Origin of the sequence: Streptomyces pratensis (assembly GCF_037137275.1) — a bacterium.
In the GTDB taxonomy this organism is placed as follows: Bacteria; Actinomycetota; Actinomycetes; order Streptomycetales; family Streptomycetaceae; genus Streptomyces; species Streptomyces pratensis_B.
On sequence record NZ_JBBBEN010000101.1, the window covers coordinates 54,815 to 77,324 of the forward strand.

Sequence of the window (22,510 nt, forward strand, 5' to 3'; positions counted from 1 at the left end):
TCCCCTCCTCCGGGGCGACGGGGTCGGAAGGCGGTCAGAGGGCGACCAGCAGGAGCAGGGCCAGGGCCGCCGCCGCGATCAGTCCGGCGAGGGCCGGAACGAAGGCCCGGTGGTAGGGGAGTTCGGAGAGCCGGGAACGCTTCTCCTGGTCCGCCCCCGGCGGCTCGGCTGGCGGGGGCGGCGTCGCCCCTGACGACGGCGTCGCCACCGTCGGCGCGGTCCCGTACGGGGCCGGCGGCCGTGGCGCCGGCGCGGTCGTGGCCGGGCGGGCGGTCGCGCCGGCCGGGGGGCCCGAGACGAGCGGGGGCGGCGCGGCGGGGGCGGTGAGCAGGTCCTTCACCACCTGCTGCCACAGCTGCGGGGGCAGGTCGGGGGCCTGGCCGCCCGGAGGCGCCACCAGGATGCGCCGCAGCCACTGCCGCCCGGTCGCCCGGCCGTCCCGCAGCACGATGTTGAGCAGTTCGCCCAGGTCACGGGTGTAGCGGGGGTCGCGTACGAGGGGGGCCACGGCCCAGGCGAAGAGGTCGCCCGCCCGTTCGCGCATGGTGTCGGCGGACGGGCCGTCCGCCTCGTGGCGGCCCGGCCTGACGTACAGGTTGTGCCGCAGGACCTCGGCGCAGAGCGCGTGCGTGGTCGCCTCGTCGCGGGTGCGGCGGCGGTCCGGGCGGGCCATCTCGGCGAGGACGAGGTCGCGGGAGCGCCACGGCAGGTCCTCGACGCGCAGGAGACTCAGCAGCGAGTCGTCCCGGGTCTCCCGCAGCCGGGCGGCCAGCCGGGCGGACCGGGCGGGGTCGGCGCGGTGGTGGGCCAGCAGTTCGTCGAGCAGGCGCTGCCGGTCCCGGCCGGCCTGCTCCTGCCGCTCCTGGCGGGGCCGGGGCTCTTGGTGGGGCCGGGGCTCCTGGGGGGTCCGCGGGGCGCGGGGTCCGTCCAGGGGCGCGTCGCGGGACGTCGTCCGGCGGGGGGCCTCTCCCGGCGTGTCCCGGTGATCGGGGTCGTCGTGGCGTCCGGGGCCCGTGCGGGCGGGGGCGGGCGGGGGCACGGGCTGCCGGTCCGCGTACGGCGCGGCAGCCGGTTCCACCGCCGGGCCGGCGTCCGGGACGGCCGGCGGTCCGGTGTACGTGTCGGGGAGCGCGGCGGCGTACGCGTCGGTGTACGTCTCGGAGGGTGCGGCGGCGTACGAGCCGGTGGACGTGTCGGTGAACTCCGCGCTCCGCGGCGGGCGCTGTGCGCGCGGGTTCGCGCTGCTGCGGGCGGTCAGCATCCGCCGCAGCGCCTCGTGCCGCTCCCCGGGGCTCAGGCGGGCCCCGTCCCGCAGGTCACCTGCCAGATGGGGCACGCCCGGGGCGGCGCCGGGGTGGTCGAGCACGTGCTGGACCATCGTCACCGCCGCCGCCATCTCGGCGTCCTTCGCGGTGGGCAGCCGCAGCCGGACACGGGCCAGCGTGTGTGCGCCGACCGCCTGGGACGTCCACCGGGGCACACAGGTGAGGCGCAACGGGTGCGTGTCCACCGTGTCGTACGTGGCGTAGCTCCACTCCGTGCCGAGCCAGTCGCCGAACACCGACAGCAGCCCGAGGTAGAGCAGCGGCGCCGCGTTCCGGCGCGGCCAGCCGGGCAGCGCGTCCTCCTCCGCGAGCAGGGAGAGCCGCCGGGACGGGTCGCGCAGCAGCTCGGCGACGACCACGGCGAGCGGCTTGCGCACCGAGGGCAGTTCGTCCTCCAGGGCGGGCAGCCGCTCGGCCGCCGTCGCCCGCAGCCGGCCGCCGTCCAGCGGCGGCAGGGGCCCGGAGGCGGTCTCCGCGACGGCGGAGTCGCTCCACGCCGAGCCGCCCAGCCCCAGACACCGCAGCGGGGTCAGGGTGTGCGCGTCGCCGACCGCCACATGGCAGGCGGTGCTGGGGCGGCCGCCCCGGTCCGTGGTGGGCCACCGCTGGAGAAGCAGGACGTCGCCGGTCCGGGACACGACCCGGACACTGCTCGGGCGGGCGCCCGCGCCCGGCACCCAGAGCAGCGGGCCGAGGTCACGGCAGAGGCTCTCGGCGCGCTCTGCGGAACAGGAGTACGCCACCGCCGCCATGCCGGCACTGGAGCGGCCCCGGTTGCCGTCCCAGCGGAAGACCACCTGGTCGAGCCGGTCGCGCTGATCCGGTTCGTCTCGCGGCTCTCGTTGGCCGAGGGCGTCGTTCACTGCGCTTCCCTTCCCACGCCGAATGATGCGGCGCCTTCGGGCGCCTCGATGATCCCGTGCATCGCCAGCAGCGACACGAGGGGTTCCAGCACCCGGCGTGGCCCCGTGCCCGCCGGGTAGCGGCCCTGGCTCTCCTGGCCGCCGGTGGCGGACGCGATGTGCAGGGTGCAGCGGCGGAACGCGTCGAAGGGGCGCAGCCAGGCCTGCCCGGCGTGCCGGCGCAGCAGGGCGTAGACGTCCCCGCTCTCCTCCAGGAAGTGGTCCGGGCCGAGCGCCGCGGGTGGGCCCTCGCCCAGCCAGCGGTCGACCGGCGGCTGGAAGCGGAGCAGGTCGGACTTGCCGAGCACCATCGCCGCCGGGGTCTCCAGGTAGGGGCCCTTGCGTGGCAGCCGGTCGAGCACGGTGCCGAAGGCCGCGTCGCCGTCCCGGTCCACCTCGGTGCCCCAGCGCCTCCTGACCTCGTCGAGCTGGGGCAGGGGCAGGGCGAGCGCCGGGTCGACGACGAAGACCAGCGCGTCGATGCCGAGCAGGAAGCGCAGCGCCCCGTCTGTGCGGACGAGGTCCTCGCCGCCGAGGTCGAAGAACGCCACCGGCCGCACCCGCCCGTGCGCGTCGGTGAGCAGCAGCGACTCGACGAAGCGGGCGAAGCCGTCCAGGCCCACCCCGCTCGTGTGGTCGAGCACCTTGCCGCTGCGCAGCGGCTGCACCCGCTCGCGGACGAACCGGGCGTGCTGCTCCGGGTTGACGGACTGCCAGCTCACCCCGTGGGGCTCCAGGCCTCCGTCGGTGATCTCGGCGATCATCTGGGTCAGCAGATGGCTCTTGCCGGTGCTGGACTGGCCGATCATGGCGACGGTCAGCGGGCGCCCGTGGGTGAGGTAGGGCACCGGGATGTGGTGCTCGGGGAAGTCGGGGTCGGCCGTGCACTGCTGGACCGCGCCCCGCATGACGTCCTCGCGTCGCACGGGGTTGCTGATGCGGGACAGGTCCAGCGCCCGGTACTGCATCTGCTGGTCCGTCACATACAGCTTGTCGAGGTCGAGTCGGATGTTCTCCAGGCAGTACGGGCAGAGCACCTCGCCGGGGGGCGGGCCGTCGGCGCCCCCCGCCCCCCCGTGCCCCTCCGGGACAGGGGCCTGTCGCTTGGCGCGCAGCGCCCGGGCGAACGCCTCCCGGTGCGGACGTGTCGGGTCCGCCGGGACGGTGAGCGTCAGACGCCGCGCCTCCTCCGGGGCCAGCAGCTCCAGGAGCTCCCCGGGCGAGGGCCGGCCGCCCGCGGTGGGGGCGAAGGCCCCCGGCAGCGTCCCGGCGAGCACCCGGTGCTGGGAGAGGTCGGCCGGGGCGCGGTCGGCCGGACCGGGCCGGCCCGTCACGAGCTGGTAGAGCACCTGGGCGGCGCTCCACACCGCGTCCCGGGCGTCGACGAGGCCCTCGCCCCGGTGCTGCTCCGGCGAGCAGTACGGGGGGCGGCCCCACGGCGTCCGGGGCCGCCCTGCGCGCGCGATGCTCTCCAGGCCCCACATCTGCACCGACGCGCCGTCCCAGAGCACCGTCCCCGGGGAGATCCCGCGCGGCACGAGGCCCTGGCCCTCCAGCAGGCACAGGGCCAGCGTCAGGTCCCGGGCGAAGACCCGCTGGTCGGTCGCGGACATCACATGGGTGCGCCCGGCGGGGACGCCGCGCGGGGCCGCGTAGAGCAGGAACGGCTCGGCGGTGTCCAGCTCGTGACCGATCACCGTGGGGAACAGACGCGCGTACGCGGTGTCCTCCAGCGCGCGGTCGAGCTGGAGCGCGGTGCCCACCTCCGTGTCGAGCAGGGCGCGGGCCGCCGGGTGGGCGGCGTCGGCGGCCGACAGGAACACCTGGACGCACTGCTGCCCCTGGTCGTCGAGCAGACCGTTGCGGATGCGCTGCGGCAGCGCCGGATCGCGGCGCGAGGCCCGCCCGAAGCGGGCCAGGACGGTGCGCCGCTGCCCGGCGGGGTCGGTGAAGGCGAGATACGGGCGCGGTGCGCCGGTCCGCTCCGTCCGGCCGGGCGGAGAGGTGCTCACCACCGGTCCTCCTCCTCGGACACGACACGGGCCGGGGCCCCGGCCCGGCCGGCCCCGTGGTCGCCGCCGGCGCCCTGCCGCGGCAGGACCGTGTCGACCACGCCCATCCGCAGCGGGGTCAGCCGGATCAGCCCGGCGTACTTCCCGGACGACGTCCACAACGCCTCCTCCGGCGGCGGCGAACCGCTCTTGCGCCAGGCGGCCTCGACCTCGACCCGCAGGGTCCGGGGGGCGAACCGAATCCATCGGGCGGCCAGCGGGTCCCTGCTGAGGAGGGCCCCCTGCTCCGGCGAGGACAGCTGCACGACGGCCTGCCGGTCCGCCTCCCGCCCCACCAGCTCGGCCACCCGCTGCGAGTCGGTGCCCAGCAGCCCGGCCGCGGTGGTGCGGGAGCGGTGCCCGGCGGCGTACGGGGGCGGGGCCAGCACCCCGTTGTGCCACAGGTGGTGGCGGGCGGCCGACAGCAGTGCGCGGACGCGTTCCTCGGTGCGCCGTACGGCCAGGGCGCCGGCCTGGCCGCGCTCGACCGCACCCCAGTAGGGGGCCATCGCCGCCATCGCCGTCTTCCGGAGGTCCCCGGCGAGGGTGACGACCAGCTCGGGCCCGCCCTCACCGATCTCCCGGTCGAGCCAGCGCGGCGCGCGGTCGCCCCCGTCCTCCTCCCACAGCGCCGCCTCGGGGCCGGCCGGGCGCGGGGCCCCGTCCGGAGCGTCGTACCGGCCGGGGCGGCCGTCGTCGCCGCGGCCCCGGTCCTGGTCCTCGGCGGAGACGTTCTCCCAGGCGTAGGCGGAGGCCCAGTCGGCGTCGTCCGCCCCTCCGTCGCCCGCGTCGCCCGCAGGCGTCTCCAGCACGGAGGGCGCGGACAGCCAGTCGTCGTCGTACGGATCACCGCTGTCCAGCCCGGCCGGGGCCGCCGGCTCCGGCGCGGCCTGGGCGTCGGCGGCGGCCGCGGTCGCCCGCAGCATTCCCGCCACCGAGCGGGCCGCGTCGGCGCAGTACAGCCGCTCCTCTGCCGCCCAGTGCTCCCGGACCAGCTCCGCCAGGAGGGCGTCGAGCCCGTCCAGCGCGGCGCGCAGCGCCGTCGTGCCGCGCCCGGCCGCCCAGGAGTCGGCGGCGTCACGCCAGAGCCTGCGGACCGCCTCCGCGGTGAGGCCGAGACCGACCAGCAGACCGGTCGCGCCGAGCCAGAGCGGCGGGGCGGCGGCGTACCCGGCCACCGCGCCCGCCATCGCGCCCGCCGCGGCGGCCGGCCTGGGCCCCGCGGTCCACCGGGCGGCCCGGCGGCCGGTGCGCAGCCTGCGCCCGCCCAGCACGGCGAGGCCGACGAACAGCAGCGGCGCCAGCAGGGCGGCCGGCAGGAAGGGCCACGGCCACAGGCCGCCCAGCAGCCCCGCCGCCCCCGCCATGAACAACGTGGCGGGCGGCGTCCGGGGCGGCGCGGCGTACTCCGTGGCGGCCCCGCGGGTCACCGCGTCCTCCGAGTGGTCGGCGAGCCGGTGCAGCAGCGCGGAGCCGGGCACCGGCTCCACCCGCCCGGCCAGCGCGGTGAACTGCTGCGCCACCGACCGCAGCGCCAGCCCCTCGCCCAGCAGAGCGCCCGCCAGGTCGCGCAACCCCTCGCCCACGCGCTCGCCCACGCCCTCGGGCGGCGGCACCCGCAGCCCGAGCGCGTCGAGCCGGGCGGTGGCCTCCGCGGTGGGCGCGGCGGCGCCCCCGCCGCCCTGGAGGGCCCGTTCCACCAGTGCGCGGAACCCGTCCAGAGTGTCGCGGGCCTGTTGCAGGTCCGCCTCCAGGACCTCCCGCCGGGCGGGGCTCAGCAGGCCCGGGAAGGCCCGCAGCGCCGCCAGGTCCGCGTCCGCGCGGTCCAGGGCGTCCGCGCACGCCCGGTGTGCGAGATCCGCCCGGCCACCCGGCTGCCGGTGCCCGTGGGCCCGGCCTTCCCGGCCGGTCACCAGCGCCCGCAGCGGTTCGGGGAGCTGAGCGGCCGGGGGCGCCGCGGCCGGGCCCCCGGCGGCGGTGTCCTCGCCCGCGAACCGGGTCAGCGCGTCCCGCCAGGCCCGGTCCCGGACCTCGGCCGGAAGATCCTGCTCCAGCAGCCGCACCCCGGGCGCGGCGACGGTGTCGGGCAGTTTCCGCACCTCCTCCAGCACCCGGACGAAGACGTCCGGCACCGACAGGAGGTCCACCAGGACGGCCAGCGCACCGGGATCGTCCGGGGCGGCCCGGTCCAGGGCGGTGCGGGCCGAGCGGAGGTCGCCGGCCCACACCAGGCCCGTCGTGGAGGCCCGGAGCGTGGCGGGCCGCACCAGCCGGCGGTCCGGGAGGCACGCCTCTTCCTCACCGGCGTACGAACCGGGGGAGCTGCCCACCAGCAGCACCAGGATGCGGGTCTCGCCCACCGCCCGGTAGCCGGACAGCAGCTCGTACTGGTGCTGGTGGTCGGTCAGTCCGGCCGGAGCGTCGGTGACCAGGAACAACGGGTAGTCCGGTTCGGGCAGCCCGGCCCGGCCCACCTGCTCGGCGACCCGCTCGCGCACCGCCTGCGCGGTGGACAGGGCCGCGGCCCCGGCACGCAGGTCCAGATGGACGACGGCGGTGGTCTCCTCTGCGTACGTCACTGTCCGCCCCCGTTCCCGGAGGAGCGTCCGAGGGCGCCCTCGTCGGCGCCCCAGTCGTCGCCGTCCCAGCCGCCCCGGCGCGAGCGGCGGGCCGGGGGAGCGTCGTGCGCGTCGGCCCGGTCGGCCCCCCGGCCGCCTGCGGTCCTGCCGCCGTCCTCGTCCTCGTCCTCGACCCCGGCCCAGGCTCCGGCTCCGGCCCTGGAGGCGCGCCGGTCGGTGTACGGGATCTCGGCGGACCGGTCGTCGGCGTACCGGTCGTCGGTGTGCGGGGCGTCGGCGTACGGGTTCTCGGTGTACCGGCCTTCGGCGTACGGGGCGTCGGTGTACGGGTCGTCGGCGTAGCGGTCCTCCGCGCGCCCGTTCGGCACGCGACGGTCCCCGGCGCGGTGGCTCCCGCGCGGGGCCTCGGTGCGACGGCCCTCGCGTCCGTCCTCGCGTACGTCCCCGCGCCCGCCCTCGGGGTACCGGTCCCCGCGCGCGTCCCCGCGCCCGCCCTCGGGGTACCGGTCCCCGCGCGCGTCCGTGGTGCCGTGCCCACCGGAGCGGGGCGCGGGCGCCGGGCCGTCGCGGAGGGGTTCTTCGGCGCCCGGGGGCGCCGTGCCCCAGTCCTCCTCGTCCCCGGCCGGGCGGCGGCGCTCCGGGCGGGGCGGGGGCGGCTGCGGGGCGCCGCCGCGTACGTGGTCCAGCAGGGTGCGCAAGGTGGGCTGGATCGCGCGCTGGTCAGCGAACTCCCGGTCCAGGGCGGCGGGCAGGGTGACCGCCCAGAACTCCCACAGCGGCCGAATCCAGCCGTCGACGCGCCGGCCGTCGCGCTCCCGGCGCTCCGCCAGGAGCTCCAACTGGCGCGGCGCGATCCGCTCCACCAGCTCGACGAACATCGGGTGCGGCGAGGCGCCCGACCGGGCGAGGCCGAGCGGCTGCGCCGACATCAGCTTGCGGCAGTAGTCCTCCACGGTCCGCTCGTCGTCCAGCACGGTCCAGCGCTCGTAGGAGCGCAGCAGCTCCGACCAGCTGGAGATGCCGCCGGGGAAGTCCCCGAGCCGCAGCCGCACGCCGGGGACGCTCGCCCCCTCCTCCGGGAACAGCCGCAGCCGCACCCGGGAGGGCGAGGCGGTGTCGCCCTCCAGCACGTCCACCTGACCGTTCCACATGCAGCACAGGAGCCGGTGCAGGATGACGCGCCGGTCCTCCTCGCCGCTGACCATCCAGTCGTCCTCGAAGCCCAGCCGCTGACGCCAGCGCAGCACGTCGTGGGCCTGCTCGTCGTCCTTGGCCCTGGCCCACTGACGCAGCACCTTGCGGGCCTCCGGGACCTGGGTGAGGCTCATCTCGCTGCGGAAGAGGACCACGGTGACCGATTCGCTCTCCACCCCCCGGTACTCCACGGAGTTCTTCGCGTCGGCGGGCAGGCTCAGCGTCTTGGCGAGGTACTCCTGCACCTCCTCCGCCACCTGGACCCGGGGGTGGGTGACGAGGACGCGCAGCGGGCCCGTGCCCTCCGGGGTGAAGCCGACCGGCAGCAGACCGGTGAGCTTGCGGCCGAACTGGTCCAGCGCCTCCTTGCTGACCTGTTCGGTGGCGTCGGCGTCGCCGGCGGCGGCCGCCAGCAGCGTGCTCATGGACGGCAGCAGCGGCCGTTCCTCCAACCGCGCGCCGCTCTCGGCGAACAGCCGGGTGATCCGCCCCTCCAGCCGGGCCTTGACGGTCGCGACCGCCGCGTCGGGGTTGCGGCGGCTCTGGGCGTGGACCTGCCGCCAGGTGTCCCCGTCGACCAGCCGCAGCAGCAGCGACGCCTCGTCGTCGTTCTCGCGCAGCGCCTCGCCGCGCACCAGCCGGGTCACCACGTCCTCGTAGAAGTGGTTCAGGTTGCGCTGCGGCGGCAGCAGGTACGAGATCCCGGTGCGGTCCGCGTACAGCTCCAACGCCTTCCGCTCGGAGTCCTTCGGCTCCTGGTCGGCCTGCTTGCGGAAGGCGTTGACCAGCCGGCCGAGGTCGGCGCCCGCCGCGTCGGCCTGCGACTGCCAGCGCTGCTGCTGGTCCCGCCACGCCTCGTGCCAGACGACCCGGCAGCGCCAGCGGTACCAGCTGTCCTGCGCCTGGAGAGCGGCCCGTACGTCGTCGTCGCCCCAGCGGGCCGGCGACATCCCGGCGAGACGGCCCTTGATCCGGGGCGTCCTGGGCGGCTGGTCGCTCACGCCCGGCGGCCGCTTGGGGGCGCGGGAGCGGGCGGTGAGCATGCCGAGGAAGCCGAGCCGGATCACCTCGTCCTCGCTGTCGGGGACGCCCCGCACGAGGCGTTCGGCGAGGAAGGGGTCGACGCTCTGGAGGAGCTTGTCGATCGCCGGGCGCGGGCTGAAGCGGTCGGCCATCGAGGCGGCCTGGCGGTCGGCGATGCCCTGGAGGTCGGACAGCAGCCGCTGCATGTCGCCGAGCCGGTTGCCGAGTGCCTCCTCGATCGCCTTGCCGCCGCGCGGCAGCGGCTGGGGGTCCTCGACGGGCAACTGCTTGCGCTCCCACAGCTCTTCGAGGTGCGCGTCGGCGAAGAGCTGACGGATGCGGGGGACGGCCTCGTCCTTCACCATGCCGCGCGGGCGCTCCACCAGGTCGGTGACCGCCACCCGCAGCAGCCGCCCCGCGACCAGGTCGGCCAGCTGGTCCATGGGGGCGGTCATCGACGCGACCAGGCTGGTGGAGACGCCCTGCCTGCCGATGCCGGTGGGGGACGGGGCACTGCGGTGCACGCCCCGGTTGATGAAGCTCGCGGCGAACGTCTGGTAGTCGTCGTCGGCGGCCATCGCCCGGCCCCGGGAGCGGCCGTCGCCCAGCTCGGTGCCGATCAGCGACATCACCAGCGAGCAGATGGAGCGGCGCAGGTCGTCCTGGCGGATGCCGGCGGTGGGGCTGAAGAGGAACGCGGTCGGCAGGATGCCGGTGCGCAGCCGGACCGGGTTGGCCCCCGGGTAGCGGATGCCGCCCCCGGCCTCCTGATCGAGGTCGCCGATCTCCGCACCGGCGGTCGGCGCGTTCTGCCCGTCGACCAGCCGGAACAGGTCGACCAGCGAACGCGCGGCGTTGAGGTCGGCCTCGCGCCCGCCACCGGTGGAGGCGGGGAACGAGGACGGCATCACGACGAGCGGGTAGATCTTCGCGCCCCTGAAGTTGCGCCGCTCGAACGCCTCGCTGATCAGGTGCAGGTAGTCCAGGAAGATCCCGGCCCCGGTGCCGCCCGCGACGGAGAACGCCACGAAGACGTCACAGCCCGAGACCCGGCCGCCGCCCAGTTCGCTCAGCTCCCCGGCGGACTTGGCGATGGCGTCGATCGCCTGGAGGAGAGGCTCCAGGACCGGTTGGAGGGAGTGCCGCAGCGTGGCGAAGAGCGCGGCGCGTCCCACCGTGGGGAGCTGCCCGGCGCCGTTGTGCAGCGGGGTGACGCGCGGTTCCGAGTCCCGCGGCGGCAGCCAGCCCGCGACCTCGTCGCGCAGGCCGGCCCGCAGCATCTGGGTCACCTCCGGCGAACTGTCGAAGTTCGGCAGCAGGTTGTGCGTGGCCCGCGAGGTGCGGGCGTACGCGGCGCGCAGGGAGGGGTCCACGTTGAACTGGGGCAGTCGCTGGAGGTCGCTCTCGCTGAAGTCCGCGTACACGAACTGCAGGCAGTCGGGCAGTTGGTAGGGGGCGTGGCCGCTCAGGTGCTGGAGGGCCGTGCCGTCGGGGCCGCACAGGTCGACGCGCAGCCTGCGTTCCAGCTCGGAGCCGACCAGGCCGCCGGTCCCGCCCAGGCCGACGAAGAGCATCGGCTGGAAGATCTTCATGGGGTTCCTCCCGCTTCCGGCCGTGACCGGGCCGGTTGGTCAATGGGCGTCGGGCACTCCCCCGCCTCCACGGGGGTGTGCGTCACAGGTAGTCGTCGGGTGCGCCGGTGGGCACCGCGTCAGGGGAGTCGAAGACGCCCGGACGCGCGGAGTCCTCGCCCAGGGCGAGGCTCAGCCGGTCGGTGAGCGGGACCCGGCCGGACGCCGTGAGCCGGGTCCGGGCGCCGCCGCGTCTGCGGAGCACCGCCCCGCCCTCGGGGCTGCGCTGCACGGCGTACGGGCCGTGGGTGCGCCGCTCGATGCGCGGGTTGCTGTGCGCCTCCGCGACATCGAACGCGTACCACTGCTTCTGGCCGTGCCCGGCCTTGTGGACGCCGAGCACCTCACCGTCCTCGGAGATCAGGTGGAGCATCAGCCCGTACGGATCGCGGCGGCCCCGCCGCTGCCGGAGCCAGGCCAGGGTGAGCAGGACGCCGGCGACGATCAGGGCGACGGCGCCCACCAGCACCCACCAGTAGCGGTCCAGGAGGCCGGGCTCCGGGGTGACCTGGACGGAGACCGGGGAGCGCACCAGGGTGCGGTCGTCGTCCGTGGCGTCCTGGACGGTGAGGGTCCCGCCGATGCCGAGCGGGCCGTCGTCGAGCCGCCCGCCGAAGGACTCCTCGGGGCCGACGCCGACCGTGATCTCGTGGGTGGCGGACGCGCCGGGCCTCACCACGATCTCGGCGGGGCGCACGGTGAGCAGCCCGGCCCGGACGTCCGCGAGCGACAGCCGCAGCGTGTGCGGCGCGTCGGTCGTGTTGGTCACCGCGAGGTTCGCGGTGACCTCGCCGCCGGGGTGCGCGTCGCCCCGGAGGGGGCCGAGCGCCGTGGTGACGGGCAGGGCGCCGGGCGCGATGCGGCCGCCCTCGCCCCGGGTGTCCGCGCTGAGCCCGGACGCGGTGAGGGTGCCGCTGACCTGGAGGGCCCCGTCCGCGGTCTTGGGGACGGTGACCGAACCGGTGAAGGAGCCGTCGCTGCCGGTGGGGTCGGAGCCCTTCCCGTCGTCGGTCAGCCGCAGGGGCCGCGGCGCGAAGCCGTCCCCGGTGAGCCGGCCGGTGACCTTCAGCCCGGCGTAGTCGGCCGGGTCCTTGATCTCGTAACCCTCGCGGGTCTGGAGCCGCATCGTCACGGTCGTCTTCTGGCCCGCCTGGGGGGAGGGCGGGTCCATCGTGATGGAGCCGCGCAACTCGCCCTGCCACAGGACGCTGACGGCGACGGGCAGCGAGCGGTGACCCTCGGGGGCCTTCGCGTCGATCTTCCAGACGCCGGGCAGCGGATCGATGATCTTCAGGGCCTCGACGGTGTCGCCGCGGCCCGCCAGCTCGAAGGTCGAGTCGGCGAACCTGCCCGTGGTGGGCACCTTGTTGCCGAGGGGGTCGGTGTAGGTGACGGTCACCTCGGGCGAGCCCTTGTCGACGACGATGCTGCCGACGGTCGCCAGCGGGGAGATGGTGATCGGCAGGGTGGCGGGCGGCCGCTTGCTCGGGCCCGGCTGGTAGCGCAGGCAGTGGGCGGCGGCGAAGATCTTCTCCAGCGCCGGGCCGACGTCCTTCGCGCCGGACACCTTGCGGGCGGTGGGGCGGGCGGACGGCAGGTCGACGCAGCCCTTCTGGTAGCCCCCTGCGGCCATCCGGTCGAGCTGCTTCTGGTCCGGGTCGGGCCCGAAGCCGAGCGGCCAGATCTGCACGTTCGCGGCGGCGGCGTTCTTCAGCTCCCGGGCCAACTGCCGCTCCCCCTCGGCCTCGCGGTGTGCGGGGTCCCCGTACTTCTCGCTGTCGGTGACGTCCATCTCCCCGTCGGTGAGGAGGAACAGCACGCGGGGGACGGACGGGTCGGTGCCCGAGGTCAGCTCGTGCACGCCCTGGCGGATGGCGCTCGGGAAATCCGTGCCGGTGCCCTCGCTCTTCTTGCGGCCGCGCAGTTCGCCCACGCAGGCCCCGATCGACTCCCGGCCCGCCGCGTCCAGCTTGGTCCGGGGGCAGACCGGGTCCACCGCGCGCTGGTCGGCGGACTCGGCGGCGGCGAAACCGAACACGGTGATGTGGGAGGAGGCGGAGACGCCGCCGAGCGCGATGCGGGAGGCCGCGGCCTTCTCCGCCCTGATGTCCTCCGGCGCGAGGCTGGCGGACTGGTCCACGGCGACCGCGTAGTTGACGGAGGCGAAGGCGGGCGCCGCCGCCGCGGCCGGCCGCGGGTCGGGGGCGGCGGCCGGTGCGGTGAGCGGGATGAGCACGGCCGCACCGGCCAGGACGGACAGCGCCGCCCGCCCGGCCCGGCCGGCGCGGGCCGGGCCTCTTCTTCGGTCAGTTCGCACGACCGTCCCCTTTTGCTGTCGTCGCTGGCTGTCAGCGTGGTGTCTGCGTGGTGCCCGCGTGCCGCCTCGGGGCGGCCCCCGGCGCCCGCGTGATCCGGGCGCGTGGTGGCGAGGTGTGCCGCGTGGCGGTGGTGCGCGGTGCGTGGTGCGTCGTGGTGCAGGGCGGTGCGGGCCGTACGGAGCGGTGCGGGCCGTACGGGGGTGCGGGGGGTACGGGGTGGCGCCGGTGGCGCCCGCCTGTACGCGGGCGCACGGTGGTCGGACGGCGGGTTGGGCGGTCAGCGGGCGGTCAGGCTCCATGCCAGGGCGAGCGTGGCGGACGGGGCGAGCGTGGCGACCGCCCAGCGGATCGCCCGGTACTTGGCGGACAGGATGGCGCTGACGTCCACGGCCTGCACGAGCAGCCAGCCGACCGGATCGCGGCCGGCGTCGTCGATCTGGCGGGCCAGCCGGTCGTAGTCGAACGGGGCCAGCAGGTCGCCGAAGAAGGTCACCCCTTCCCGGTCGCGGACCGTGTCCGTGCGGGGCATGAGCGCGAGGACCAGGGAGGCCACCGCGACCACCCACAGGACGCCCGCCGTGACCAGCGCCAGGTCCCCCGGGCCCTGCCAGTCGGGGGCGCCGTGCCGGCCGATGAGGAAGGCGGGCAGGGCGAGCGCCCCGGAGAGCAGCACGGCCGCCTTGGAGTCGGCCCGCCCGAGGTCCTCGCGGACCGTGATCAGGAGTCGTTCCGCGATGCGTTCCCCCGCCCTGTCCGGCCCGCGCTGACCCCCGTCCGGCGCGGGGCCGTCCGGGGCGGGGGAAGTCTGCAGGCCGCCGTCGGAGGTCATCCGTCGCCCTCCGCCCAGCCCCAGCCGTCGTCGCGGGCCCGGCCGCGCGGGAGGGGCCGCTCAGGTTCCGCGTCGCGGTGGTCCGTGCCGCGGCCGTCCCTGGGCCCGCCGTCCCCGCCCCGCCGGTCCCGCCGGTCCCGGTCCCGGTGGCCCGGCCGGCCCCTGTCCCGGCGGTCGGGGGCGCGGTCGTCGTACCGGTCGTCTGCGCTCCGGTCGTCCGCGTACCGGTCGTCCGCGTACCGGTCGTCCGCGTACCGGTCGTCCGTGCCGCGGTCGTCCCTGTACCGGTCGCTCCCCCCGCCCCCGCCGCCCCGGGCCTCCCGGCGCGTGGCCCCCGTCTCCGTGCCCCGAGCCTCCGCCTCCCGGGCCTCCGTGTCCCCGGGCCCCGCGCCCCAGGCGTCCACGTCCCAGGCGTCCGTGCGGCGGCCGTCCCTGCCGCGACCGCGCCGGGGCCGGACGTCCGCGTCACGGCCCTCCTCGTCACGGCCCTCCTCGTCACGGACCTCCCCGTCGCGGGCGGTCCGGCGGGGCGGCCGGGATGGAGGCTCGTTGGCCACCCACTCCGGGGTGAACGGCTCGCCCCGGCCCCGCTCCAGCTCCTGCGGGGCGCGGCGGGCGGGCCGGGTGCCGACGGGGCCTTCGATGCTGAGGCGTTCGCGGTTGAGGTAGGCGAGCGCCTGGGCGTCCATCTCGCTGGAGGGGATCTGCCCGCTGGCCACCATGTCGAAGAGCCGGTCGACGCGGTCCTTCTCGTCCTGCCGGCCCTCCTGCCGGATCTTCTCCAGAAAGTCCTTGGCCGCCTCGGGCTCCGCGGCCAGCATGTAGCTGAGCTGGTCCAGTTCGCCGCCCCGCAGCATCGCGCGGAAGCCCTCCTGGCGTACCGACGTCAGCTGGGACGCGGCCCGTTCGTCGCGGATGACGTCCACGTGGCCGATCGTCTTGTCGTCCACGCGCAGCCGTACGTACAGCCGCACCCGCAGTCCGAGGTCGCTGCCGAGGTCGTTCCACCGGCCGGAGACGCAACTGTCGGTGATGGCGGTGTTCGCCTGCTCCGCCTGGGTCACCGGGAAGCGGGAGGATATCTCCCGCAGCCGCTCCAGGACCGGGGCGTTGAGCCGTTGGGCCACGTCGGACACCACCTGGACCGCCACCAGGTGCGGGTCCTCGACGGTCCAGTGGATGTCCACCTCCGAGGTGAAGAACGTCGCTCCGCCGGCGGCGGGCAGCTGCATCCGCAGAGTGGCGACGAACGTGCCGGTGGCGATCTCGCAAATGGTCTGCGGCCGGGCCAGCGCCCGCTTGTCGTAGTGCTGCACACCGGACACCCCGGCGACGCTGTAGCCGCCGTTGCGGTAGAACAGCACGGACGTGGTCCGGGCACTGCTGTGCCGGAACACGCCGGTCGGCGTGTACTCCCGCAGGAACGGGCCCGCGGGGGTGGGCGCCGCACCGTTCTCCGCCGCGCTGAGCTCCTCAGCCATGCCTCTCCTCCTCCTCGGGCCGCTGCTGCCGCGCCGGCACGGCGAGCCACCACAGGGCGCTCGCCTGTCCGGGGGTGAGCGGATGCTCCTGATCCCTCATCATTCGGCGCAGCAGCCAGTCCAGCCGCCGCCGGTCGTGCTCCTCGGCGATCAGGGCGGGCAGCAGCACCGCCAGCCCCGGCCGTGTCCCCTCGCCGCCGTCCGCGGGCGAGGCGGAACGCAGCAGGTCCTCCAGGGCGTCGACGGCGACCTCCTGGGACCGTGCGGTGTTGAGCGCCGTCCAGAACAGGTCGGCGAGCCGGCCGGTGAGTTCGGGCCTGGTCGCGGCGAGCGCCGCCAGCAGGGGCCAGTCCCCCCGGTCCCCCAGCGGGGTGCCGGGTTCGTCGTCCAGGACCTCGTCCACGTCGGTCGTCGCCAGCCGCACGATGGTCACCAGGGCGAGGTCCTGGTACTCCGCGCCGCGGTGCCCGGTCCACTCGGCCAGCCGGCGCAGCACGGTCGCGGCGCCCTCCGGGAGCGTCAGCAGCCGGACCACGTTCCAGGAGGCCACGGCCAGCTGGGACCCGTCGTCGCGGACCCCGATCCGGGCCAGCGCGTCCAGGGCGCCGTCCGTCGAGCCGGCGGCCCGCCCGTAGCCGAGCGCCATCGCCGCCGTCCAGCGCAGGGCCGCCGTGCCGGACCGCGACCAGTCGTCGACGACCTTGCGCACCGCCCGGCGGTGGGAGGCGTGCCCGGCGACCTGGTCGAGCGCCGTGGCGGCGAAGATCCTGCGGCGGGGGGTGGGGGCCTCGGCGAGCGGCCGGACCAACTCCGCGAAACCGTGCTCGAAGTCCCGTACCGACAGCTCCCCTGCGGCCACCGCCGCCCGCATCGACACCTGCGGCCGGGGGTCGTCGGCGAGCAGCCGCAACCAGCGGACGACCGGGGCGCGCACCGGGAAGTGCCGGTCCCAGACCTCGGCCAGCACGGCGGCGGGCAGCGCGGAACCCCGGTAGAAGATCAGCCGCCCGGTCACCTCCGCGCCGGCCACATCGACGGCCCCCTCGTCCCAGCAGGCCCGTGAGAGCGCCAGGTCGGACTCCGGGTCGTCGCAGAACAGCGGGCGCGAGGGGGTGCTGTCCGGATCGCTCTGTACGGACAGTTCCCAGGTCAGCAGGTGGGCGGCGGCGGACACCGCACTGTGGGACGCGCCGCCGAGGACCGCCAGCGCGATCCGGAACGCCACCGGGTGGAACAGGGAGGCCGTGGCGGAGCGCACCGGCGTGCGGTCGCCGGAGGGCGGGGCCGGCGGCGTCCGGTCAGCCCCGGCGAACCACTCGTACGCCTGGACGGCCGCGATGCTGCGGCAGCCGGACAGCAGCTCCTCGCGGGTGAGGGTCCCCAGCAGGTGTCCGGCGAGCAGTGAGGCGAGGAGCTCCGCCTCCGCGGGGCGCAGGTCCTTCAGCCCGACCGCCTCGGTGACCTCGGGGTCGACGGAGAGGTCCGCCCCGTGCTCCAGCAACCCGGCGAGCGGCCCGGCGCCCTCCACGTCGTCGCCGTGCGCCTCCTCCAGCCGCTCCCGCAGCCGGACGGCGACCAGCTCGCGGGTGGGCGCGGGCGGGCAGACCACGCCGTACCGTCCGGCCAGCAGCGGGTTGGCCGCGGAGCCGACGGTCACCACGAGCACCGCGTACGAGCCCCGCTCCGCCAGCGCGGCGGCCAACTGGTCCAGGTCCATCTCGTCGGGCGGCCGGGCGTCCGGCCGGGCGAGGGCCGGTTCCAGCAGGTACCCCGTGCCGCGCCGCCCACCGCTGCCGCCCGCCACCTCTTCGGCCAGCCCGCGCACCCCGCCGTCCGGGTCGAAGCGGCGCACCCGCTCGCCGTCCTCTGCGCCCTCCCCGTTACGGGTGACCTCCTCCAGCAGCGCCAGGGCGGTGCTGGTGCGGCCGGTGCCGGGTGCGCCGCCGAGCACGACCAGCCGCCGCGACTCCAGCGCCCGGCGCAGCCGTACGTATCCCTCGGGCTCCAGGTGGGCCCGGCGCAGCCGTCGCAGCTCCTCCTCCGGGACGGGGCCGCCGCGCATCGCGACGCCGGAACGGCGGGCGTCCAGCGAGACGTGGATGTCGCCGATGTGCGCGTGGCCGATGCGTGAACGGTCGAAGCTGGTGAAGTCACGCCCGCTGGTGAGGAGCTTCTGTCCGGCCCGCCGGGCCCGGGTCGCGGCGGCGAGGTCGGTCGGCCCGTCCTCGCCCTGTTCCTCCGCGAGCGGGTCGCGGGTGAGGCCCTTGAAGCGGTCCGCGGCGCGCTCGCGTTCGCGCTCCCGCTCGGCTGCCTCGTCCGCGGAGTCCGGGGTGTCGGGGGCGTTCGCTTCGGCGGCCGGGGGGGCTGCTTCGGCGTCCTGGTCCCCGCGCTGCGCGCGGCGGGGCGGGGCCGCGGGGGAGGGCGCGTCCTGCGGCCGCTGCGGGTCGGCGCCGGCCGGGCGTTCGGCCACTGCCTCGTCGGCCATGGTCAGTCCTTCCGGGGGTCGGCGCCGATGACGCGCCCGATGTGGACGGGCTGCGCGTAGGTGTTGTTCGTGTGCACGGAGAGGTCGCCCCGCGCCGAGTAGCGGGCGCCCCCGTCACCGTCGTCACCGTCGTCCGGACGGCGCGCGTCACCCGGGCCGTTCGCGTCGTCCGGGTCGTCCGGGTCGTCCGCGTCGTCCGGGTCGTGGGGCGCCGGGGAGCGCCGGGCACGGCCGTCCGCCTCGTGCGGGCCGCCCGGGCCGTGCTGCCCCGGGGCGTGGGGCGCCGGGGAGCGCCGGGCACGGCCGTCCGCCTCGTGCGGGCCGCCCGGGCCGTGCTGCCCCGGGGCGTGGCGGGCGGCGCCGGCCGGTGCGGCCTCCGCGATGGCGGGCGCGGGCCGTCCGGGGAGATGGAACCAGGCGGCGGCCTCGCCCTCCTTGAGGTCGAGCCGGGCCGGGGCGTAGCGCGCGGGGTCGATGAACTTGCCCCCGGCGGAGACGACGTCGCGGTAGAGGGAGTCGGAGACCGCCAGGACCAGGTCGGCCCGTTCGCGGTCCAGTAGCTGCCGGGCGACGGAGGAGTCGGCGAGCCGGCAGGTCAGGTCGACCGCCCGTCCGCTGATGCCCCTGCTGTCGTGGCGTACGGGGCCGACGTGCATGGCCACCCGCAGCCCGAGCGGCACCAGCAGGTCGCGGTTCTCCTGGCGGAGGTTCTCGTGCACCTCGACCATCCACAGGCCGAGCAGCCGGGTGACCGCGATCCGGCCCGGCACCGAGACCAGCACCCCGTCCCCCCGGTCCTCCATGTGGACGGCCTCGCGGGCGACCCTGGCCTGGCTGAACGCCGTCTCCAGGACCCGGTAGATCCGGTCCCGCATCAGCGGCTTCTCCGCGTCGCCGTACTGTCCGGACCGCCTGGCGTCCACGCTGATCACCAGCTCGTAGCGTGCCTCACCGGCATCCAGCGCCTCGTGTTCCACCGCGTGTCCCCGCTCTCTCCGCTAGCCGTCCCGTACAGCCTCCGGCCCGGGACGCAGGCCGTCTGTAGCCGTTTACACACGGCGGGCGGTGCTTCTACTCCTGATGGCCCTCCGCGAGCAGGGCGAGCAGGGCGGGGTCGAGGATCTCCACTCTCCGCGTACCGGTGCGCACGACCTTCTGGGTGCGCAGCAGCCGCAGGGCCTTGGCGACGGCCTCCCGGGTCGCCCCGACGGTGGCGGCGAGTTCGTCCTGGGCGAGATGCACGACCGCGCCGGTGCGCGGGGGGCCGGGCGCGGACGGCCTGTGCGGCCCGGCGGGGGTGTAGGGCCCGGTGGGCTCGACGTGGGACAGCTCGGTGAGGCGGCTCGCCAGGCGTTGCAGGACGGTCAGCGAGGCGAGGGCGGAGCGCTCCTGGTCGGCGCTGCGGAGCCGGAAGGTCAGCTGGCGGATCACCAGCCCGCTGACCCGGGGGTGCGTGGCGAGGAAACGGCGGAACGCGTCACCGCCGATGACCGTCGCCTCCATCGGCCCGAGGGCCCGTACGGTGGCGCTGCGCGGGTGGTTGTCCAACGCGGCCATCTCTCCGAGGAGTTCGCCGGGCCCGCGCAGCCCGAGTATCAGCCGGGTGGCGCCCCGGTCGGTGGCGCAGGAGACGGTCGCCCAGCCCCGGAGCACGATCACCACATGGCCGGACCGGTCCCCCTCGGTCAGGATCGGTGCGTCGGCCGCGTACTCCCTGCGGTGGCCCAGGGCCATGACGCTCTCGTACTCCGGCGCGGTCAGAGCGCGGCCGAACGGCAGCTCATCGCCGAGCAGCCCCATGGCCACTCCCCCCGCGGCGGTCTGTATGGCCCGATCCTGTTGGCCAAGATGTTCCCAGAGTCACCCTCTGGCGGGAGTGAATTGCGCCACATAAGCGCTACGCATGGGTAACTGATGCACTGCCTGATGGGCGGCGCTGAGCGTCGACCGAGCCCGCTGACCGGCCATGGGGCGCGCGGGCGTGCCCGGGGTGCGGGGCGGGGCCCCGTACGCGTCGCTGACCGGCGCGATCGTGGCCGCGACGGCGGGTGCGCGGGGGCGCGAGGGGGGCCGGGGCCAAAAGACACGGGGAGAGGTGCGAGTTGGCGCGAAGTCGGGTTTGGGGCCCGGCCGGAAGCGGACAAAGGGCGACCGCCGCGGGCCCGGTGGCGTGTCCGGGCGGGCCTGCCGGACACGCCACCGGTCTCTCCGGGCCCGCCACCGGCCCCTGGGACGCGCCACCGACCCAGGGATGCGCCACTGGCCCAGGGACACGCCGCCAGCCCCGGAGCGGCGTCCGGGGCCGGCGTCGGACGGGGTGGCGGGGAAAGCGGCCCGGAGGGCTGCCCGGAGCCGCCACCCCCCGCCGTTAGCCGCTAGTTGGCGTCCACGAGGTGGTGAGCGGGGACCGTCACGGTCCGGGCGCCCTTCGTGCCGCCGAGGACGACCTTGCGCAGTGCGCTGTTGTTCTTGTGGTCGGTCTCCTTGAGCCGGTTCTCCGGGTTGGCGAGGACCTGGATGTAGTACGTGCCGTTCGGCAGGTCGGTGATGTCGAACGACTGACCGGGCAGGTCCTGGGTGTAGGTGTCACCGGAGCCGACGTCGAGCACCTCGCGGACGGAGATCGAGTTCTCCTGGCCGCACGCGGTGGACAGGTCGGTGTTGTCCGGGTGCCAGTTGGCGTTCTTCACGGTGTAGTCGACGGCGTCGGTGTTGGCCAGGCAGAACGCCTCCTTGCCGCTGCGCACGGTCTCCTTCCGGTCGGCCTTCAGCAGCCGGTAGCTGGCGAAGTCCGTGAAGTGCCAGTGCTCGTGCCCCGGGCGCGGGTCCCATTCCATGGTGCCGGTCGGGGTGTAGCCGACCTGGTTGCCGCGGGCGTCGTAGAAGTACTGGTAGGCGTCCATCAGTTCCGCGCCGGGGGAGCGGAAGCCGTCCACGACCAGCTTGGCCGGGCCCGCGTTCCACACGTTGGCGCTGAAGGCGAGGTAGTCCTTGCCCGGCACGTCCTCATAGCCGTCGCTGACCGTGATGCCGTAGGCGGGCAGCGAGCGCAGGTCGGGCTTGGGCACGTCGGGCACGCTCGCCCGGCCGGTGGGCCGCTGCGCCAGGGGCCGTACGGCGGGGGCCCGGCGCGAACCGTCGGTCTGCCCGGCCCGGTCGCCGACCCGGGCGGCGGAGAAGGCCTGCCGGCCGAGGGCCTCCCTCTTCAGCGCCCAGGGGAGGGCGGGCGGAGCCGGGGCGTACGGCCCGTGGCCGACGTTGTACGTGGACCCGGCCCCGCTCGTCACGGCGGCCGGAGCCTCGGTCCGGGCGACCGCGCCGTGCCCGGTGTGACCGGTGTGACCGGAGGCGGGGGCGTCCCCGTGCGCGGTGTGGCCGTGGGCGGCGGCTGTTCCGTGCCCGGCGTGGCCCCCGGCGGCGGCGCTGCGGGAGGAGGCGGCCGGCGAGGCGGCCTCCTCCTCCCAGCTGCGTTCGCGGACGGTGAGCTTGACGCTCTGGGGCCGGTCGGCGATCCCGAACAGGTCCCGGTACTTCTTCGTCACGGAGATCGTGGCGGTGTAGCTCCCGGGGGCGAGCTGGACCGGGTCGGAGTAGTAGCCGGCGTAGGTGTTGGACGCCCAGCCGTTCTCGACGCCCCACACGGAGCCGAGGGTGAAGGGGTTCACCGGGCAGCTCTGCGGATACTTCGAGTTGGCGGGCGCGTCCGGCCGGACCCGGCCAGAGGCGTTGTTCGGGCAGAAGGACTCGGTCGTGCTCAGCACCGTCTTGCCGGCCGCGTTCCTGACCGCGATCTTCGCGAAGCCCGGAAGCCCGGAGAAGTCCTTCACGAGCCCCGCGGGGAGCGGCTTCGTGACGGTCTTGGCCCCGTCCCGGACGATCTGGGCGGCGACGACCGGGTCCTTGTAGGACTTCCGGACCACCTTGAGCTCGAAGGCCCCGTTCTCGGAGGTGAGATACGTACCGAGGTCCAGATAGACCCCGGGGTCCTCCTTCCACGAGTCGAGCGTCACCGTCTTCGACGCGGCGATCAGGCTGAGCTTCGGCGACGCCTCCGCGGTCTTGGCGTCGGGCGCCGCGGCGACGACGCCGGCGGTCACGGCGACGGCGGCGGCGATGGCGATCGAGGGCCGGGTCAGGCGGTGGGTGGGGCTCTGACGGAGTCTGGTCATCATTCCTCGTACTTCCGGTTTCCGAGTGCGTGATGGGGCATGGACGCCCAGCCCGCCCGAACTCCCCTGCGGCGACGCTGTGTCCGCCCGGTGAGAGGCCACCAGAACTCTCCGGGTTGTCTGCCCGCCCCCGAATGCCCCGGGGTTGTCCGAAAGCCACCCGCCCCTCGCCCCCGCCCCGGAGCGCCGGCGACGCCGCTTCCCGCAGAGCCCGGAAGGCCTCCCGGCCGCCGCACCCCGCCGGGGAAGACGCCGACGAGGCGGCTCGATTCGTACGGCGGGCCCCGTGCTTGGGAGTCACCGGCGGGGCACGGGGCCCTCCCGACTCATCTCGGCACCGACGTCGACGAACGAAGTCGATCGTATCTATCGATATGCCATTTCGTGAGTTCCAGAAGTTCTGCCCCGGGCAGCGGTTCATCCGGCCCCAGGAGCACTGTCCTGCCGGAGCCGTTGCTCGTCTGCTGCGGTCGGCCTGCGGGAGAAGTCCCATCCACTGTGGTTCCCCTTCATCGTGATGAGG

Annotated in this window: 11 protein-coding genes; all 11 read right to left on the reverse strand. The window is 75.8% G+C overall.

The features are described from left to right. Positions 1 to 34: 34 nt before the first annotated feature. Positions 35 to 2,188 carry a hypothetical protein gene (locus V9U70_RS26680; protein ID WP_336679313.1) on the reverse strand — a complete coding sequence of 718 codons (2,154 nt, stop codon included), beginning with the start codon at positions 2,186 to 2,188 and terminating at the stop codon, positions 35 to 37. Then, positions 2,185 to 4,239, reverse strand: coding sequence for a protein kinase family protein (locus tag V9U70_RS26685; RefSeq protein WP_336679315.1), 2,055 nt, complete (start codon positions 4,237 to 4,239; stop codon positions 2,185 to 2,187). The genes V9U70_RS26680 and V9U70_RS26685 overlap by 4 nt, the downstream gene beginning before the upstream one ends. Next, a complete protein-coding gene (locus V9U70_RS26690; protein WP_336679316.1) occupies positions 4,236 to 6,857 on the reverse strand; it encodes a hypothetical protein in 2,622 nt (873 codons plus the stop codon). Before V9U70_RS26690 ends, V9U70_RS26685 begins: the two co-directional genes overlap by 4 nt. Beyond that, positions 6,854 to 10,666, reverse strand: a complete 3,813-nt coding sequence (locus V9U70_RS26695; RefSeq protein WP_336679318.1) for a tubulin-like doman-containing protein — start codon at positions 10,664 to 10,666, stop codon at positions 6,854 to 6,856. Before V9U70_RS26695 ends, V9U70_RS26690 begins: the two co-directional genes overlap by 4 nt. Before the next feature lie 82 nt (positions 10,667 to 10,748). After that, positions 10,749 to 13,022 (reverse strand): VWA domain-containing protein, encoded by a 2,274-nt coding sequence (locus tag V9U70_RS26700; RefSeq protein ID WP_336679320.1) that lies wholly within the window; start codon positions 13,020 to 13,022, stop codon positions 10,749 to 10,751. A 278-nt stretch (positions 13,023 to 13,300) separates the two neighbouring features. Further along, entirely contained in the window at positions 13,301 to 13,852 is a 552-nt protein-coding gene (locus tag V9U70_RS26705) for a Pycsar system effector family protein (protein ID WP_336679322.1), read from the reverse strand. Beyond that, a complete protein-coding gene (locus V9U70_RS26710) occupies positions 13,849 to 15,333 on the reverse strand; it encodes a hypothetical protein (RefSeq protein WP_336679324.1) in 1,485 nt (494 codons plus the stop codon). Before V9U70_RS26710 ends, V9U70_RS26705 begins: the two co-directional genes overlap by 4 nt. Then, complete coding sequence (locus V9U70_RS26715; protein WP_336679326.1) at positions 15,326 to 17,818, reverse strand: hypothetical protein; 2,493 nt, start codon at positions 17,816 to 17,818, stop codon at positions 15,326 to 15,328. The genes V9U70_RS26710 and V9U70_RS26715 overlap by 8 nt, the downstream gene beginning before the upstream one ends. A 2-nt stretch (positions 17,819 to 17,820) precedes the next feature. Next, positions 17,821 to 18,795, reverse strand: coding sequence for a hypothetical protein (locus V9U70_RS26720; protein ID WP_336679328.1), 975 nt, complete (start codon positions 18,793 to 18,795; stop codon positions 17,821 to 17,823). Between the two features lie 94 nt (positions 18,796 to 18,889). Next, entirely contained in the window at positions 18,890 to 19,618 is a 729-nt protein-coding gene (locus V9U70_RS26725) for a Crp/Fnr family transcriptional regulator (protein WP_336679330.1), read from the reverse strand. A gap of 575 nt (positions 19,619 to 20,193) precedes the next feature. Then, complete coding sequence (locus tag V9U70_RS26730) at positions 20,194 to 21,990, reverse strand: lysyl oxidase family protein (RefSeq protein ID WP_336679332.1); 1,797 nt, start codon at positions 21,988 to 21,990, stop codon at positions 20,194 to 20,196. Between the last annotated feature and the right edge of the window lie 520 nt (positions 21,991 to 22,510).

Coding starts and splice junctions, on each gene's coding strand:
- V9U70_RS26695 (WP_336679318.1), bottom strand. CDS start 10,666: ATGAAGATCTTCCAGCCGATGCTCTTCGTCGGCCTGGGCGGGACCGGC.
- V9U70_RS26705 (WP_336679322.1), bottom strand. CDS start 13,852: ATGACCTCCGACGGCGGCCTGCAGACTTCCCCCGCCCCGGACGGCCCC.
- V9U70_RS26730 (WP_336679332.1), bottom strand. CDS start 21,990: ATGATGACCAGACTCCGTCAGAGCCCCACCCACCGCCTGACCCGGCCC.
- V9U70_RS26715 (WP_336679326.1), bottom strand. CDS start 17,818: ATGGCCGACGAGGCAGTGGCCGAACGCCCGGCCGGCGCCGACCCGCAG.
- V9U70_RS26710 (WP_336679324.1), bottom strand. CDS start 15,333: ATGGCTGAGGAGCTCAGCGCGGCGGAGAACGGTGCGGCGCCCACCCCC.
- V9U70_RS26725 (WP_336679330.1), bottom strand. CDS start 19,618: ATGGGGCTGCTCGGCGATGAGCTGCCGTTCGGCCGCGCTCTGACCGCG.